At 63.1% G+C, this 16,321-nt stretch carries 15 protein-coding genes and 2 tRNA genes; 6 read left to right on the forward strand and 11 right to left on the reverse strand.

What is annotated here, in order from left to right; translation table 11 throughout:
* Nucleotides 1-140: 140 nt before the first annotated feature.
* Together QYL91_RS07275 and QYL91_RS07280 are read left to right on the forward strand one after the other, a co-directional pair.
* Nucleotides 141-2,780, forward strand: a complete 2,640-nt coding sequence (locus QYL91_RS07275; RefSeq protein ID WP_302082713.1) for a PAS domain S-box protein — start codon at nt 141-143, stop codon at nt 2,778-2,780.
* A gap of 114 nt (nt 2,781-2,894) precedes the next feature.
* The gene (locus tag QYL91_RS07280; RefSeq protein ID WP_302082714.1) at nt 2,895-3,593 is read left to right on the forward strand and encodes a hypothetical protein; all 699 of its coding nucleotides are present in this window, start codon (nt 2,895-2,897) and stop codon (nt 3,591-3,593) included.
* A 30-nt stretch (nt 3,594-3,623) separates the two neighbouring features.
* Here QYL91_RS07280 and QYL91_RS07285 read toward each other — a convergent pair whose 3' ends face one another.
* The 3 genes from QYL91_RS07285 to QYL91_RS07295 all read right to left on the reverse strand — a co-directional run bounded on the left by QYL91_RS07285 (nt 3,624) and on the right by QYL91_RS07295 (nt 8,046).
* On the reverse strand, nt 3,624-5,483 hold the full coding sequence (locus QYL91_RS07285; protein ID WP_302082843.1) for an SLC13 family permease: 1,860 nt from the start codon (nt 5,481-5,483) through the stop codon (nt 3,624-3,626).
* Nucleotides 5,484-5,564: 81 nt separating this feature from the next.
* Nucleotides 5,565-7,604 (reverse strand): DEAD/DEAH box helicase, encoded by a 2,040-nt coding sequence (locus tag QYL91_RS07290; RefSeq protein WP_302082715.1) that lies wholly within the window; start codon nt 7,602-7,604, stop codon nt 5,565-5,567.
* A 49-nt stretch (nt 7,605-7,653) separates the two neighbouring features.
* Nucleotides 7,654-8,046: a cupin domain-containing protein gene (locus QYL91_RS07295; protein WP_302082716.1), complete on the reverse strand. Its 393-nt coding sequence runs from the start codon at nt 8,044-8,046 to the stop codon at nt 7,654-7,656.
* A gap of 101 nt (nt 8,047-8,147) precedes the next feature.
* Between QYL91_RS07295 and QYL91_RS07300 the strand changes: the two genes are divergently transcribed.
* Nucleotides 8,148-9,344, forward strand: coding sequence for a site-2 protease family protein (locus tag QYL91_RS07300; RefSeq protein ID WP_302082717.1), 1,197 nt, complete (start codon nt 8,148-8,150; stop codon nt 9,342-9,344).
* 7 nt (nt 9,345-9,351) lie between these two features.
* Here the strand turns inward: QYL91_RS07300 and QYL91_RS18180 are convergent, their stop codons facing one another.
* Together QYL91_RS18180 and QYL91_RS07310 are read right to left on the reverse strand one after the other, a co-directional pair.
* Nucleotides 9,352-9,804 (reverse strand): HNH endonuclease, encoded by a 453-nt coding sequence (locus QYL91_RS18180; RefSeq protein ID WP_369685618.1) that lies wholly within the window; start codon nt 9,802-9,804, stop codon nt 9,352-9,354.
* A 516-nt stretch (nt 9,805-10,320) separates the two neighbouring features.
* Nucleotides 10,321-10,391 (reverse strand) — tRNA-His (locus tag QYL91_RS07310).
* A 129-nt stretch (nt 10,392-10,520) separates the two neighbouring features.
* Between QYL91_RS07310 and QYL91_RS07315 the strand changes: the two genes are divergently transcribed.
* Nucleotides 10,521-10,976 (forward strand): DUF5814 domain-containing protein, encoded by a 456-nt coding sequence (locus QYL91_RS07315; protein WP_302082719.1) that lies wholly within the window; start codon nt 10,521-10,523, stop codon nt 10,974-10,976.
* A gap of 27 nt (nt 10,977-11,003) precedes the next feature.
* On the opposite strand, the gene QYL91_RS07320 is transcribed toward QYL91_RS07315, so the two are convergent.
* From QYL91_RS07320 to QYL91_RS07330, 3 genes are all read right to left on the reverse strand, one after another.
* A complete protein-coding gene (locus QYL91_RS07320) occupies nt 11,004-11,453 on the reverse strand; it encodes a DUF8146 domain-containing protein (protein ID WP_302082720.1) in 450 nt (149 codons plus the stop codon).
* Nucleotides 11,454-11,572: 119 nt separating this feature from the next.
* Entirely contained in the window at nt 11,573-12,172 is a 600-nt protein-coding gene (locus QYL91_RS07325) for an RPA family protein (protein WP_302082721.1), read from the reverse strand.
* Entirely contained in the window at nt 12,173-13,111 is a 939-nt protein-coding gene (locus QYL91_RS07330; RefSeq protein WP_302082722.1) for a replication factor A, read from the reverse strand.
* A 189-nt stretch (nt 13,112-13,300) separates the two neighbouring features.
* Here QYL91_RS07330 and QYL91_RS07335 point away from each other — a divergent pair, with 189 nt between their 5' ends.
* A complete protein-coding gene (locus QYL91_RS07335; RefSeq protein WP_302082723.1) occupies nt 13,301-13,588 on the forward strand; it encodes a DUF7091 family protein in 288 nt (95 codons plus the stop codon).
* Nucleotides 13,589-13,819: 231 nt separating this feature from the next.
* Here QYL91_RS07335 and QYL91_RS07340 read toward each other — a convergent pair.
* Nucleotides 13,820-13,890: transfer RNA gene (locus QYL91_RS07340), tRNA-Gly, on the reverse strand.
* A gap of 177 nt (nt 13,891-14,067) precedes the next feature.
* Between QYL91_RS07340 and QYL91_RS07345 the strand changes: the two genes are divergently transcribed.
* Complete coding sequence (locus tag QYL91_RS07345) at nt 14,068-14,910, forward strand: NAD+ synthase (protein ID WP_302082724.1); 843 nt, start codon at nt 14,068-14,070, stop codon at nt 14,908-14,910.
* 4 nt (nt 14,911-14,914) lie between these two features.
* On the opposite strand, the gene QYL91_RS07350 is transcribed toward QYL91_RS07345, so the two are convergent.
* Entirely contained in the window at nt 14,915-15,574 is a 660-nt protein-coding gene (locus QYL91_RS07350; protein WP_302082725.1) for a co-chaperone DjlA, read from the reverse strand.
* 26 nt (nt 15,575-15,600) lie between these two features.
* A complete protein-coding gene (locus QYL91_RS07355) occupies nt 15,601-16,293 on the reverse strand; it encodes an enoyl-CoA hydratase/isomerase family protein (RefSeq protein WP_302082726.1) in 693 nt (230 codons plus the stop codon).
* Nucleotides 16,294-16,321: the final 28 nt, after the last annotated feature.

The raw sequence follows: 16,321 nt of genomic DNA on the forward strand, positions 1-16,321 counted from the left end.
TCTCCCGGGACCGACTCCTGCAAACTGAGATTCAGTACGACTGGCACTCACCACGGCATGTAGGCTCGACGCAGCGGCTCTGGATGCGGGACATGTCTTATGTACTTGCACTGTAACGTTCACGTAACGAGTATGCAGCCATGAGTACTATCGAGGATACGATACGGGTGCTCCACGTCGACGACGACTCGGCTATTACCGACGTAGCCGCGACGTTTCTCGAACGCGAGGACGACCGAATCTCGGTCCGGACTGCGACCAGTGCAGACGGCGGCCACGAAGTCCTGTCAGATTGTCACATCGACTGTATCGTCTCCGACTACGACATGCCGGGCGAGAACGGCATCGAGTTTCTCGAAGCCGTCCGCGAGGAGTACCCTGACCTCCCGTTTATCCTCTACACTGGCAAGGGGTCAGAAGAGGTCGCCAGCGACGCCATCTCGTCGGGCGTCACCGACTATCTGCAGAAAGGGTCCGGGACCGACCAGTACACGGTGCTGGCAAATCGCATCACCAACGCCGTCGAGGCGTACCGCACGCAGCGCGAACGCCGCCGGCAGCTCAACGCCATCGAAAGCGCCCAGGAGGGAATCAGTATCCTCGATGACGACGGCGAGTTCGTCTTCGTCAACGAGGCGTACGCGACACTCTATGGCTACGACCCCGAGGAGATGGTCGGCACCCACTGGGAGACACTCTACCGGGAGGAGGACATCCCGCGCATCTACGACGACATCCTGCCGACCGTCGAGGAATCGGGGTACTGGCACGGGACGACGACCGGCCTCCGTGCTGACGGGAGCACGTTCGTCGAAGACCACGTGCTCACCCAGACCGACCACGGTGAACTGGTCTGTACCGTCAGAGACGTCTCCGAGCAAAAAGCCCTCGAACGGGAGCACAGGCAGACCAGAACACTGCTTTCGACGCTGTTCGAGACGCTCCCCGTCGGCGTGCTCGCAGAGGATAGTTCGCGCAACGTCCTGTCAGTAAACGAGCGGCTGTTCGACCTCTTCGAGTTCTCGGGGACGCCCGAGGACCTCGTCGGGACGGACTGTGAGCGTCTGGCCGCGGAGGCCAGCGAACTGTTTGCCGACTCGGACGACTTTGTCGCGCGTATCAACGACATCGTGGCGAGTCGCTCCCGTGTCCACGACGAAGAGCTGGTCCTCCAGGATGGCCGAACGTTCATCCGGAGTTACGAACCGATCGAACTCCCCGGCGGGAAGGGACACCTGTGGGTCTATCAGGACGTCACGAACCGAACGGACCGGGAACGGAGACTCCAGCAGACCACGTCCCGGCTGGAGGCGCTCTTCGAACAGTCGCCGGACATGATAAACGTCCACGATATGGACGGCAACATCATCGACCCGAACCCCGAGTTCGTCGACAAGACCGGCTACGACGAGGCTGAGTTGACCGAGATGAAAGTCTGGGACATCGACCAGTCGCTCGACCCCGAGACGGCACGCACCTACTGGGCGGAGATGGACCAGGGGGACCGCGAGCGCCTGGAGGGCGTCTATCAGCGCCGCGACGGAACGACGTTCCCCGCTGAGGTCCACATTCGTCGGCTGGCCCTCGATGGCGAAGACCGATTTATCGTCATCAGCAGAGACGTGACCGAGCGAACGGAGCGAGAACAGAAACTCCGGGCAATCCAGCGCCGGACACAGCAGTTGATGGAGACGAAAACGGCCACCGAGACGGCCGAAATCGGTGTCGAAACCGCACACGACGTACTCGGCGCACAGTTGAGCGGCGTGCATCTGCTCGACGGGGACGACAGCGTTCTCGAACCCGCCGCCTTTGTCGATACGGTCCGTGACTCTCTCGAGAGTGCCCCGGCGTACGACCGCGACGCGACCGACGACCCACCGTCGGTGGTCGTCTGGGAGACCTTCGAGTCGGGGGAGGTCCAGTATCTCGACGACATCGGGACCACACAGCAACTGGCGACGGCCACGCCCGCCAGGTGTGCTATCGTCCACCCGCTGGACGACCACGGTGTCTTCATCGTCTCGGCCACAGAGCCAGAGGCCTTCGACAGCACCGACAAGGCGCTGGTCGAAATTCTCGCGTCGTCGCTGACCGTCTCACTCGACCGAGTCGAACGCGAGAAACTCCTGCGCCAGCGCGAGCAACGCCTCGAGGCGAAAAACGAGCGACTCGAGGAGTTTGCCACTATCGTCTCCCACGACCTGCGAAATCCCTTGAACGTCGCCGAAGGGCATCTGGAACTGGCCAGCGAGGAGTGTACCAGCGACCACCTCGACGCGATAGAGCGGGCCCACGAGCGGATGAACGAGCTGATTGTCGACCTCCTCGCGCTCGCCCAGGAGGGTGAGTCTGCGACTGAGGTGACGACTCTCGCTCTCACGGAGTTTGTCGAGCAGTGCTGGCAGACTATCGACACGAGAAATGCGACGCTCGTCGCCGACGGTGAGTGTCAGATTCGGGCAGACGAGAGTCAGCTCTCCCAGCTGGTCGAGAACCTGGTTCGCAACGCCGTCGAACACGGCGGGGAGGACGTAACAATCACCGTCGGCGACCTGCCCGACGGCTTCTACATCGAGGACGACGGCGTCGGCATCCCGGCAGACGACCGCGGGGACGTCTTCGACACCAGATACTCCACCTCGGACGAGGGGACCGGACTCGGGTTGAACATCGTCAGACAGGTCGCCGAGACACACGACTGGGAGATTCGAGTCACCGAAAGTGCGGACGGAGGCGCACGGTTCGAGATTACTGGCGTCGAGTTCGCTGATACGTGACCCCGTTTTCGCGAAAGCTTGCCTTCGAGGGCGACGAGTCTGGTGGAATCGGTTGCCACCGGCTCTTGGTAATTCCACCCACACTTACAATACTGGCCAGCCTAACACACGGCTGTGACACGCGAGGCCGCACGCACGGGATTCGAGCAGTTCGTCGAGGACGCCATCGAGGTGACCGCCCAGCAGTTCAGCGTCCCGCGGGCGCTCCGCCAGGGTGTCCGTGGGCCTGGAGGGAAAGTCGTCGACCAGTTGTTACAGGACTCGGAGACGCTGTGGCGACGGGTCGTCCAGCCGGAACTGGACGATTACCGCGACCAGATTCTCACGCAGTTCGACATCGTGTTGGACTACGCCGAGAGCGACGCTGAAATCGAGGCCTACCGTGATGACCTGCTGGCGGTCGATTCCTACGCGACGGCGTTGCGCGAGGACATTGGGGCCGAGCAACGGGCAACGATGCACGACAGACTCCTCGCCCGACAGCAGGGGCTCGGAGACGCCGTGACACCGGTCGTCGACGCGGAGGAAACGGACTTCTGGGACGCGGCAGCGACGGTGTTCGACCGCGAGCAGGCGACGGCCCTCGTCGAAGACCACTTTGCGTTCACGACGCCGCTTCGCGACCACCGAGACGCCTTTCGGATGCAGACGCAGTTCGACCCGGGCGACATCCTCGGTGGACTCGGTTCCCTGCTCGGCGGTGGATTGCCGACGGTCGAAGTGGAGTACACCGACGAGGCTCTGCGGTCGATGCGCCGGGCCGAAAAGACGGTCATCGCGGAGACAAAGCGGGAACTCGACAGGCGATTCTAGCGACTACCCACCATCAGGTGGAAAATTGGTTTAGACGCCCCAGATGACGGCGATGCCCAGCGTCGTGACGACGGCAAACACCAACTGGAGTGGTCCACCGACACGGAGGTAGTCGGTAAAGCGGTAGCCGCCGGGCCCGTAGACGAAGAGATTGGTCTGGTACCCGACCGGCGTCATAAAGGCAGTCGAGGCGGCGAAGGTGACCGCGAGGACGAAGGAAATCCGGGGTGCCGAAAGCTGGACGGCGGTCTCGTAGGCGACCGGAATCATCAAGACGACACTGGCGTTGTTGCTGATGACGTTCGTCAGGAGCGCGGTGACGACGTAGACGAGCGCGAGGACGCCCAGCGGGGGCAACAGGGTGGCCGACCCGACGACGAGGTCGGCAAGCAACGTCGCACCGCCGGTCTCTTCGAGTGCGATACCGAGCGGGATGACGCCCGCGAGGAGGAAGATAACGTCCCACTGGACGGCGTTGTAGATTTCGGTGGGCTTGAGACAGCCCGTGACGACCATCCCGAGCGCGCCCGCGAGGGCGGCGGCGGCGATGTGAATCGGGGTCGCCGCTGCCGCGAGGACGACAGCCGCGACGATACCGATGGCGACGGCGGTCTTCGACTCCCGGAAATCGGGCCGTTCGACCTCCTGTGCGACGATGAAATCCGGGCTCGCGTTGAGTCGGTCGATGCTGTCGGCTGGGCCCTGGACGAGCAGTGTGTCCCCGACGCGGAGTCTGACGGCCTCCATCCGACGGTGAATGACCTCGTCACCCCGCCGGATTGCGAGTACCGCCGCGTCGTAGCGTTGCCGGAAGTTCGTGCTCGCGAGCGATTCGCGCACGAGCGCCGACCCGGGGGCGACGATGACCTCGACGAGGTTGCTGGACTCCTGGGGTGCCTCAAGTTCCTCGTCGGTAATCTCGGCTCCGGGAACGGGGTCCAGTCCGTCCACGTCGAGTAACTCGACCAGCGTGTCCCGGTCCGTTCGAAGCGAGAACACGTCGCCTGCCTGGACCGTCTTCGAGCCAAAGGGTTCCATGAACGTCTGGTCACCGCGAATCAACTGCAACAGGTCGACATCGAAATCGGACTCTTCCAGTGCCGAAGCGACGGTCTGGCCGACCAGCGGAGAGTCTTCCCGGACGACCACCTCGGTGAGATACTCGCTCATGTCGAACTCGTCGGTGAGGTCTGCTCTGGGCTTGATTCGGGCCGGCGTGAGCCAGCGGCCGACTGTCAGCAGATACGCCGCGCCGACGACAGTGAGAGCGACGCCGAGTTGCGTGAACTCGAACATCGAAAATCCCTGCCCGGTGCCTTCGAGGGTCGCAAAGAGGTCGCTGGCGAGGATATTCGTCGAGGTGCCGATGAGCGTCAGCGTGCCGCCGAACATCGAGGCATAGGAGAGTGCGAGCAGGAGTTTCGACGGGGAGTTTCTCGCCCGATGGGCGAGGTCCGTGACCATCGGGAGGAGGATAGCGACGGCGGCGGTGTTGTTGATGAACCCGGACAGCGGGCTGACGATGCCGATGGTCGCGCCCAGTTGCCGGAGTTCGCTATCACCTGTCAGTCGAGAAACCAGATGGCCGAGCCGCTGGATGATGCCAGTTCGCTGGACGCCCGCCGAGAGGATGAACATCGCCAGGACGGTGATGGTCGCGGTGCTGGCAAAGCCCGAGAGGCCGCTATCGAGTGCGACCGAGAGGTCGGCCCCGGCCGGGCGGAGCACGTACAGCGGCTCGGCCAGCACGCCCCCGTCGGCGAGCGCTTCCGTGACCGGATCGGCGAGCAACAGGACGACGAGAATCCCGATTGCAGTCACGTCGACCGGGACCGGCTCGGTGGCGAAAAAGACCAGCGCCGCGAGGATGAGCACGAAGACGAAGGCCATCGCCGGCGTGACTGCGGGTGACACGTCTCGACGCACTCGGGGGTGGACAAAAAGGTCGGCGATGACGACGCTCCGCCCGGTTTAGCGCTCGTCGTCGCGCAACTCCATTCGGCCGACGATGTCGTAGGCGTCCTGTCCCTTGCGGATGCCATCCAGGATGGCGAAGGCGTCGGACGGTGAGAGGAAGTGCCGTGTCACCGCGCGGCCGAGCGGCGTCGGCTCCAGTCCGTCGATGAACTCGTACTCGAGCAGTTTGCCCAGGGCGTGTTTCGTGGGGACGTCGCCGACCATCGACTCGTTGAGCCGCTTCGCACCGGAACGGGCGACGGTGATATTCGCCAGCGTCTCCGCGACGGCGCTTTCCTCGTCGTAGCGGGTCGTCACCGACTCCATCTCCCCTTTCAGGAGTTTGAACGCGACTTCGTCCTCGGTCATCTCCTGGGAGTTGTGGTAGACGCCGTCCGGTTCGACCAGCACGTAGACGGTCCCCTTGTCGTGGTAGTCGGGGCGACCCGCACGCCCGAGCATCTGGTGGAACTCCTGGACGCTGAGCCACTCGATACCCATCGCCAGCGAGTCGAAGACGACTTGCGAGGCGGGGAAGTCGACACCGGCGGCGAGTGCGGCTGTCGTCACCACGGCGGCCAGTTCCTGGTCTGCGAACTGCCCCTCGACGCGCTTGCGCCGCTTGTGGTCTAAGCCGGCGTGGTACGGTGCCGAGGAGTACTCCAGTTTGCGCGAAATCTCGTGACAGCGCCGCCGTGAGTTGGTGAAGATGATGGTCTGGCCGCGATACCCCTTGCTCGATTTCGTGTCGAACGCGCGCCTGACGAGTTTATTCTCGATTTGTAGCTTCTCGCGACTTTCCGCGAAGGTGACGTGGCGTTCGATGGGGACCGGCCGCTCCTCGAACTCGATGAGCGTCGCCTCGAGTGCGGCGGCGAGTCGCTCGGGATTGCCGACCGTCGCCGAGAGGTAAATCCACTGCGTGTCGCCCGTGCTCAACTGCCGGCAGTAGTATTTCAGCCGGGTAATCAACCCGTCTAGGCGGTGACCGCGTTCGTCTTCGCCGAGGGTGTGGACCTCGTCGATGACGACCGTCCCGATGTCGCCGAGGTCGCGGCCGACCCGGAGCGCGTGGTCGATACCTTCGTAGGTACCAACAATGATGTCGGCACCGGGGTCGAAGCGGTTGCCGTCGTCGTTGATGCGACTCGCTCCGACGCGAAGCGTTACGTCGGCGATGTCGCCGTAGCGTTCCTCGAACTCCTCGTATTTCTGGTTTGCCAGCGCGACGAGCGGGACCAGAAAGAGGAGCTTCCCCTTGCCGTTGAGCGCCCGGTCGAGACCGGCCATCTCGCCGACGAGGGTCTTTCCCGTCGCTGTTGCGCTCACGACGAGCTGGTCCTGGCCGTCGGTCGCGCCGTTGGCGACGGCGAGACTCTGGACCGGGAGGAGCGTCTCGAACCGCGACTCCAGTTTCGACTGGATGCCGGGGTGGAGACTGAGGTCGCTCGTCGGCACGGGGTCGACGTCCTCGACGGTCGCACTTATCTCGTCGAATTTCGTCAGGTCGGGGTCCAGTTCCCCTTTCAGGAGGTTTTCGATGCGGTCTAGGTCCTGTACTTCGAGGAGCAACTCTTCGAGGCGAGCGCGGGCGTCGCCGGTAATCGAGCCGTGGTAGGCGAGTTCCTTGTCGAGTCGCTCGCGAGCGCAGTCCGGACAGATTTCCTCCTGGTCTGCGCTGATTGCCGTCTCGGCGGTGATTGGCGAGTAGCGCCCGTCTCTGGCGCAGAACCGGCAGGTGCGGACGACTTTCGCATCGAGTTGGTAGGCGTCGAGCATCGCGCGCAGTCGGTTCCGGCCGTGGACGGAGGTCTGCTCGGAGATGCGGATACGCCCGGCACGGCGGGCGAGTTCGACGAACTCGTCGGGGCTGCGCAGTTCCTCGCTGGTGCCGTCGATGACCCGGAGTCGGGCCGGTCGGGGACCGGCGTCTATCTGCTTGAGTTCGAGGCGGCCGTGGAACATCCGCTCTCCGTCGCGCTGGACGACCACGCGGTAGTCCTCGCCGTCTTCGTGGAGAAAGAGCGTGTCCACGCGAGCGACCTGCTGTGACACAGTCAGTGATACGCGGTGGGCGGTACTTCAGTTGCTCGGAGCGGCCTCGTCAGTCCTCGACCAGTTGGATTTCGTCCTCACCAGTGGGGACGGCACAGATGAACGCCCCCTCTTCGTCGCCTTCGTTGCGGTACCAGTGGACGACACCGGCGGGGATGTGGATGGCGTCGCCGGCGCTGACGGTGTATTCCTCGTCGTCGACACCAACGACGTACTCCCCACTGAGGACGTACTGTTCGTGTTCGATGTCGTTCGTGTGTCTGGGCACGTCGCCGCCGGCAGCCAGCGAAAAGCGCCGGAGTGCGACGTTCGGTGCGCCGTGGCTCTCGTTGACGAGGATACCCTTCGCGAGACCATCGGCGGCACTGACGGGTTTGTACTCGATGTCGTCGTGGCGGCGAACGAGTCCTGTTTCGGACTGGTCGGAGTCGGAGTCAGCCATCGCTTGTCGTTGCGTGGCAAGCGAGTAAGAACTGTCGGCGAAACTCGGGGCTCATCTCCGGCGAACCACGCTTTAAGAGTCCGCCAGCCGTAGTCTCGGGTATGCGACGATTCCGTATCGGTTCGGCGTTCGGAATCCCAATCAAACTGGACCTGACCTTTCTCCTCGTCTTGCCACTGTTTGCCGTCGTCATCGCGATACAGGTCGAAACCTGGACGGACATGCTCAACCAGTTCTGGGCGGCCGACATCGACCCCCAACCGCTCGTGGCGTCGCCGGTCTCGTGGGCTCTCGGACTGACCGCCGCGCTCGGCCTCTTTGCGGGTATCGTCCTCCACGAACTGGGCCACTCGCTGGTGGCGATGCGCTACGGCGTCGCTATCGACTCGATTACGCTCTGGCTCTTTGGCGGTATCGCGCAACTCGAAGAGTTTCCCGAGGAGTGGCAACAGGAACTGTACGTCGCCATCGCCGGCCCCGTCGTCAGCGTCGCGCTGGGCGGCATCTCGTATGGCACCTTTCTTCTCGTCCCGCCATCCGAGACGCTGGCTCTGGAGGCGACGCGATTCCTCCTCGGCTACCTGGCCGTGATGAACGTCGCGCTGGCGGTGTTCAACATGCTCCCCGGATTCCCGATGGACGGTGGACGCGTCCTGCGGGCCCTTCTCGTCCGCACTCGCCCGTACGCACAGGCGACGAAAATCGCCGCAGAGGTCGGGAAGGGATTCGCTATCCTCCTCGGACTCGCTGGCGTCTTCGTCGTGTTCAACCCCTTCCTGATTGCGCTTGCCTTCTTTATCTACATCGGTGCCTCTACCGAGGCCCAGCAGACCATCGTGCGTGCGGCTTTCGAGGGTGTTGTCGTCGCCGACATCATGACGCCGGCCGACCGCGTCCAGACAGTCGAAGAGGAGACGTCCGTCGCCGCGCTCACCGAGCGAATGCTCGCGGACCGCCACACCGGCTACCCGGTCGAACGAGACGGTGAGATTGTCGGTATCGTCACGCTGGAGGACGCGCGTGCGGTCCGGGAGGTCGAACAGGACGCCTACACCGTCGGTGACGTGATGTCGACCGAGATTCACACGACCGCTCCGAACGCGGACGTCATGGAAGCGCTCACCGAGATGCAGGAAAACAGCATCGGCCGACTCGTCGTCGCTGACGAGGAGTTTGCGGGGCTGTTGACCCGCTCTGACGTCATGACGGCCCTCTCGATTATCAAAACGAGCGGCCGGTTCGACAGTCCCGCCTCCGAGTCGGGCGAGACCGGCGACTGGCAGTCCCGGCCTGAGTGAACCTGTCTCAGCGACCGTCTGCCGGGGCCACTGGCGCGGGCGGTTCTGGACGGTTGTCGGATTCGACGCCGAGTTCACGCCACAGTCGCTCTTTCGACAGCCGGCCGAAATCGGCCTTCCGATGGCAGGACAGACACAGCGAGACGACGTTGTCCAGGCGGTGCGCGTCGGTCTTCTCACACCCCTCGCTCTCGGCGAACACCCGCACCGGCACGATGTGGTGGACGTCAGGATTCCGACCGATGTCGACTTTCGTCGCCCCACAGATTACGCATTCGTGGCCGTCTCGTTCGAGCGCCTCCCGACGGACACGATTCCAACCTGGGCCGTAGTTGCCCGTGTCGCCGCCCTTCCAGTTGGGGTGGCCGTCGCCGGTGAACGCTTTGGAGAGCCAGTCGCTGAGACACTCTCGGTCGCAGACAGTCACTTCGCCGGTCACGTCACTTGGATACCGACGCACTATCTCGTTACAGGCTGCACATTCGAGTTTCAGTTTCCCTCCTTTCCACTGTGGATTATTGTTCCCTTCTAGAGGCGGTCGTTCACGCCACTGTTTTGACTCAACGCAGTCTGAACAGTACAGTCCTTCTTTTTCTGATGGATAATACTCGAACGAGGCGCCACACAACTCACAATCTGTCTTCTCTTTTCCACCACGGTAGTTTGGATTGTTTGATCCTTCGTATGTCACAGCGGCGTCTCGACACTCGTCTGAACAGTACTTCTGCTCGTACTCACTGTGAAATTGTTCTCCGCAGTTTGTACACTCGCGGTTTGGCAATCGTTCACCGTGGATAGAACTGTGATGTACTCCCAATCCTCGTCTGCTATCGAACTGTGACCCACACGTTGGACATCGATAGTCTGTCATTGTTCCCAACTCTCTCTGACTGATACTAGAATGTCGGCCTGCCGGGGTGAAAGTAAAACTGTGGAGATTCGTCTCTCGTCTCGAATTATGTTAGGAATATAATAGGTCCAGGCGCGGGAATTGAACCCGCCTCTTGGGCGCCACAGGCCCAAAGGATACCACTACCCCAGCCCGGACACGCTGAGACGCACCTGAATGTAGGACTGTGGCACCTGAAATACGTTACGACTCTTATGGGCGCCGTCACAGTCTCACACACCCTTTCGAGGGGCTTTTGCCGTTGAACGTCCTACGACTGTGTACGCGTGGCCATCACGGACAAAATCTACATCAAGAACCACCAGCAACTCGTCTCCCAGATCGAGACCTCGTTCCCGAAGAGTGCCTTCTCCGGGGCGACGCTGGACATCCTCTTTCAGGGTGAGGGGCTGGCCAAACTCGACGACGCCACACAGGACCGCGTCCTCGACTTCGCAGAGGACTTTCTGGACTGTGACTGCCAGGCCAACCCTCACTGTGGCTGTGCCGAGGAGAAGTTCGTCCGCTACCTGCTGGAACTGCGCGAGCAGGGACTCGGCCCCGATGCTATCGTCGACGTGATGGGCGACGATTACATGCTCTATGCGTATCCGGGCGACGTACTCTCCTTTCTCGACAACAGCGTCCGGACGCTCGAAGCAGTCGAGACGCTCGCGGACGTTGAGGGTCACCACGACGCGGCAAAACAGGCCCAGCGGCTCCGCGGGAATCTGGTCCGATAAAACGGCTGGACCCCGGAACAGCCGCGGTCAGAAGTTCGATTCGTCGAAGCTACTGCCGATACGGTAGGACGGTTCGCCCTCCTCTTCTTCGCCGTCAAGGTCCTCGAGCTGGACGACATCCTCTTGGTCGGCCTCGTCGAGTTCCTGCCGGAGCTTCGTCACGTAGCGTTTGTGCTCTTCGAGTTGCTCACGGAGGTGCTCGGCTTCCAGTTCCAGCCGCTCGTGTTCGCGGACGAAACTCTTTGGCACCTCGACTTTCGGTGGGAAAGTTTCGGCGGTGCCGCTGGCGGAGCCGCTGGATTCGCTGACCTCGTGTTCTGGGACGACTTCGACCTGGCCGTCGTGGGCAACGAGCATGTCCACGTAGTCCCGGAAGACGGCAGACAGCGAGATGTCACGCTCCTCCGCGATGTCCCGGAGTGTCTCGAATTTCTCCTGGCTGACCCGGAAGGAGATTGTTTTATTTTTGTTGCCCATGCTAGCGTGCAGTCGTCGCTCCGTCCACTTAACGGTTTGTCAGACGATTACACGAAACGAACAAGCGCGGAAAAAACTGGGCGGCGGCGGGGCTGTCAATTGCGGGGACGGCCCAGCGGTCAGTCTGCGCTGGCTTCGGCCTGTTCGCCTTCGAGGCTCTCGAGGGCGTCTTCGACCATCCGCTTGTAGTTCTCGACGGGGAGGTCGTACTGCTCGTGGGCCATTTCGACGTACTCGTCGGCGGTGTCGTCCCCTTCGAACGCCTGAATCCGCTCGATGGTCCGCTCTGCAGTTTCGACGACCCAGCGGTCGCGCTCGCTGTCGCCGACTTCATTGATGGATTCGGGACGGACCGAGACGTTCACTTCGCCCTCGTCGGTCTCGTAGGTCCGGGGTTTGCCAACGACGGCGACGTACGCCGGTGGTTCGAGTTCCCGAAGCATCGAGGCGGCGTCGGGCTGGTACTGGCCGGCGTAGGTGAAGAAGGTGTCACCGTTCGGGTCGACTACTCTTCCCTGCCAGTACTCCGAATCTTCGCCGACATCCTCGGTCTCGGTGAGGGTGCCGACGACGAAGATGCGGTTGGCCCGCTGTCCGGTCGGCAGGAGGACGTAGACGGGCGCGCGCTCGTCGTCGCTCTCTTTGAAGGTGTACGTTGCGTCGTTGAACTCGCGTGCGAAGACGCGGCGGGCGACTTCGCGGGTGGGTGTACTCGCCATCTAGATCGACCTCGCTTTGATGAGGGCGGCTTCAGGGTCGACTGCGTCGGTCAGCTGTTCGGTCTCGTTCGCGAGGACGTACCGGCCGAGCGTCGGTCCGGTCACGCGGTAGTATCGGCCGAGCGTCTTCTCGCGCATCTCGTCGGCGACGACGGATGTATCGAGTGCGTCCATCGCCATCTCCTTTGCCTCTTCGAGGGGGATGCCGGTGAGGTTCTCCGTGGCTTCCTGGTCGAAGATGACCTCGTGGACGCTGTCGCCGTCGTCCAGCACGCCCTTGATGCGGAGGTCGAATTCGCCTTCGACTTCGCCGTGTTCGCTACAGCGGCCGTTCTGGAGGACGCGCGTACAGTCCTCTTCGGGGCAGCGCTTGATGAGGCCCGAGCCAGACTGGATGTCGACGAGTGCGCCTTCGACTTCGACGCTGTCGTCGCCGACTTCGATGTCCTCGTCGAGTGCCTCGATGGTCGTCGTCCGGTTGAGCTTCACCGAGAAGCGCCCCTCGTACTCGTCGGTGACGACGTTTCGCAGGCTGTAGACTGTCCCTTCTTCGAGTTCTGGGAGGTCGGATTTGGACCACTTGGTGAACTTGACGGTCCCCGTCTCGTCGCCGAGCAGCCCCACCTGTGCGACGGCGTCGCTGGTGGCGTCCCAGAGTTCGACGACCTTCGCGGTGATGTCTATCCACTCTTCGGCGGTGTCGATGTCTTGAATCTCCTTTTCGTCGTTGCCCCCGCCACCCATCAGGTCGTCGCGGTCCATGCCCGCGTCGTCGAGGTAGGTGTTGGTGACGCTGCGCCGGGCCTCGTTGACGGGTACCTGGTACTCGTCGACGAGTGTCCCGAGTCGCTCTTCGACTTCCTCGACGGTGAGGTCGAGCCGGTCTGAAAACTGGTCGTGTATCTCCTCTGCGTGGGTACGCAAATCTGTCTCAGTCATTGGTGTTCACTGTCTCCGCGTGGTTTTCGGTGGGAGACATACGCTGTTTGGTTCCCCCCGATATAAAAAGTTCCGTAGGCGGGGTGAAAGTGGTGCAGTCGGGCGGTGACCGACCGACGTGGACGGGGCCGCTCAGGCCAGAACCCTCCCGCCGACGGGATTTTGTGCTCGCCGGCCGAACTGCCCGCAATGACCGACCGGGACCGGCTGACCCGCTTTCTTCAGACGACCCTCCGGAACGCGGGACGACAGTACGAGGAGGCCCGGCGTACGTTCGACAGCGCACGCGAGAGCGCGCTCGCGGACCTCCCGACCGACGATGCAGGCAGGGCCAAAATCGTCTGTCGTCGCTACGCCGAGCGCCGGGCGGCCCGACTCGACGCCGACGCTCGACCGGCCTGCTTCGAGAGCGACCACCCCGACTGTCAGGGCTGCGTTGAGGACATTCAGGCTGGCTGTATCGAAACCTGGGAGTAGTTCGTTCGTGTCGGTACTGTGCCGGCCGAAAAAGTGCGCTGGCCGGGACTGAGCAAACACGAAGTGTTTGCGAGGGTCGGGCGGCGGACGACCGAAGGGAGTGCGCCGGCCGGGAATTGAACTGGGCGAGACGTTCCGGGCGTGCGGCGCTTCGCGCCGTTCCGGGGCTGCGACTCGCTTGCTCAATTCCCGGCTTGCGGTTTCACTGTTCACAATCGTTCGCAGATAAAATGCGCCGGCCGGGAATTGAACCCGGGCTATGAGCTTGGGAAGCTCATGTCCTACCACTAGACCACCGGCGCTCGTTCACTGCGTTCACTCGCGCCGAGCCTCACCTCGCTTCGCTCGGTGAGACACCGGCGCCTGTTGTCCATTCTGCCGTGAGTTCACTTCAACGTAGCGCTTCCACGAATCAAACGCGTGTCCACTCCGCTCTGTGGAACGTACCATCTTTTATTGTGGACTCCTAACCGCTGTCCATGTCTGGCGTAGCGCAGGCCGAAGACCCGCTTGACCTTTCGCTCTCGCAGGCCGAACTGGAGGCGTATCGCGACCACATCACGGCGTTTATCGAGGAGTCGACAGACGCCGCTGGCGTCGATGAGGCGATTATCGCGCTCTCCGGTGGCATCGACAGCACACTCACCGCTCACCTGGCTGTCGAGGCACTGGGTGCAGACGCCGTCTACGGGCTGGTCCTGCCCAGCGAGGTCAACCGCGACCAGAACATGAGCGACGCCGAGCGCGTCGCCAGCGAACTACTGGGCATCGAGTACGATGTCGTCGAAATCGGTCCGCTGGTCGATACCGTCCTGGAGAGTACGCCCGCGTCGATGCACGCCGACGACGAGACGCGTGCCCGGACTGCCGTGGGAAACCTCCGTGCGCGCCTTCGAGCGGTCCTCAGCTACTTTGCGGCCAACGGTCGGAACGCGCTCGTACTGGGTACCGGAAATCGGAGCGAGGCGCTCGTGGGCTACTTTACGAAGTACGGTGACGGGGCTGTCGACTGTCTGCCGATTGCGCCGCTGTACAAACAGCAGGTCCGTCAGCTGGCTCGCCACATCGGCGTCCCGGAGGATTTGGCCGAAAAGACCGCGAGCGCGGAGCTGTGGGAAGACCAGACCGACGAACAGGAGATGGGCGTCGACTACGACACGCTCGATTCGATTCTCGCACTCCACGTTGACGGGCCCCTCTCCCCGACAGCGACGGCACACCACATCGGCGTCGAGGTCGACCTCGTCGAGCGGGTGGTCGAACTCTCCGAGCGGAGCGCACACAAACGCGAGTTCCCGCCAGGGCCGGGACCGCTGTACTAGTTGTTCAGCCCTCGGTCGTCACGACGATGCGGACGAAATCACCCTGCTGTGGGGTCTGGTCGCTCGCCCCCGAGAGTTCGTACCGGTCGGGGTCGACCGACTCGCCGTCGACGGTGACTGTGACGTTCGTGCCGGCGTCGCTGTCACGGTAGGTCGTCCCGTCGAAGGTGACGCTGTCTTCGCTCACGTCGATGCCCAGCGTCGCCATCGCGTATTCGAGCGTGACACCGGGCGCGTGTTTGTGCCAGACGCGGCCGTCGCCGCCCTCGAAGTGGAAGGCTGCATACTCCTGGGGACGCTGGAATTGACGCTGGCTGAAGTCCAGTTCCTGCCCGTCGATGGTGACGTTGATGAGTCCGTGGTCGTGGGCACTCTCGGTTGGCTGGCCGGGCAGCTGTGCCACGCTGATATCGTTGACAGCGCCGCTCCCACCGCTGTCACCGTGAACGAAGATGACGTATCCGACGATGGCGATGGCGACCGCGAGGACGATTCCGAGGACGACCGGCCCGGTCGGAAAGCCGTCGCTGTCGGTCGTTTCGAGTTCCTCCTCGATACGGCGTCTGTCTATCGACCCGAGTTCCCCCTCGTGTTCGGCCCGGAGATGTTCGAGATGCGCATGGTCGCCCTCGAACGAGTCCCCACAGTAGTCACACTCCGGCATCGTCAACCGGGAGGCGCCTGAGACATTCAGCCGTTTCGGTCCGTCGGGTCGAACGACTCGGCGAGGGTTGCGAACGCGTCGGCCTCGCGTCGTTCCTGTGTGTCGCTGTCTGCTCGGTCGCGGATGCGACTCTTGAGCGTCCGGATGGCCGCCGGGTCGTTGGCGGCAATCTCCGCTGCGACTGTAGTGGGGTCTCCCACGATGCGACTGACCAGTCCCATCTCGAGTGCCTCCTCGGCGTCGACGGTCCGGCCGGAAAGCGAGAGATCCAGTGCGTTGCCCTCGCCGACGATTGCGGGGAGACGGGCCGTTCCGCCCCAGGCACCGAACAGCCCCAGTGCGACGCCGGTTTCCGCGAGCGTCGCGGCGGGCGTGGCCACGCGCACGTCACAGGCGAGTGCGAGTTCGACCCCGCCGCCGCGTGCTGGGCCGTCGATGCCGGCGACGACCGCGCCGTCGTAGTCCGCAATAGCTGTTGCCACCTTCTGGCCCCGCTCGGCGAAGGCAGCGGCCTCGTCTCCATCGAGGTCGGACACGACATCGAGGTCGGCACCGGCACAGAACGCGTCGCCGGTCCCGTGGAGGTAGACGACCGGTTCGGTGGCGGTCTCGAACGCCTCGGCCAGGTCGTCGAGACCGTCACGCGTGAGTGCGTTGCGTCGGTCGGGCCGGTCCAGCGTCACGATGCGGTAGTCGTCCTCGACTGTACTCCGTATCATGGGCCGTAGTTCCTCGTCGTTTCCAAAG

This window comes from Salinibaculum rarum, from assembly GCF_030505615.1.
GTDB classification, from domain to species: domain Archaea; phylum Halobacteriota; class Halobacteria; order Halobacteriales; family Haloarculaceae; genus Salinibaculum; species Salinibaculum rarum.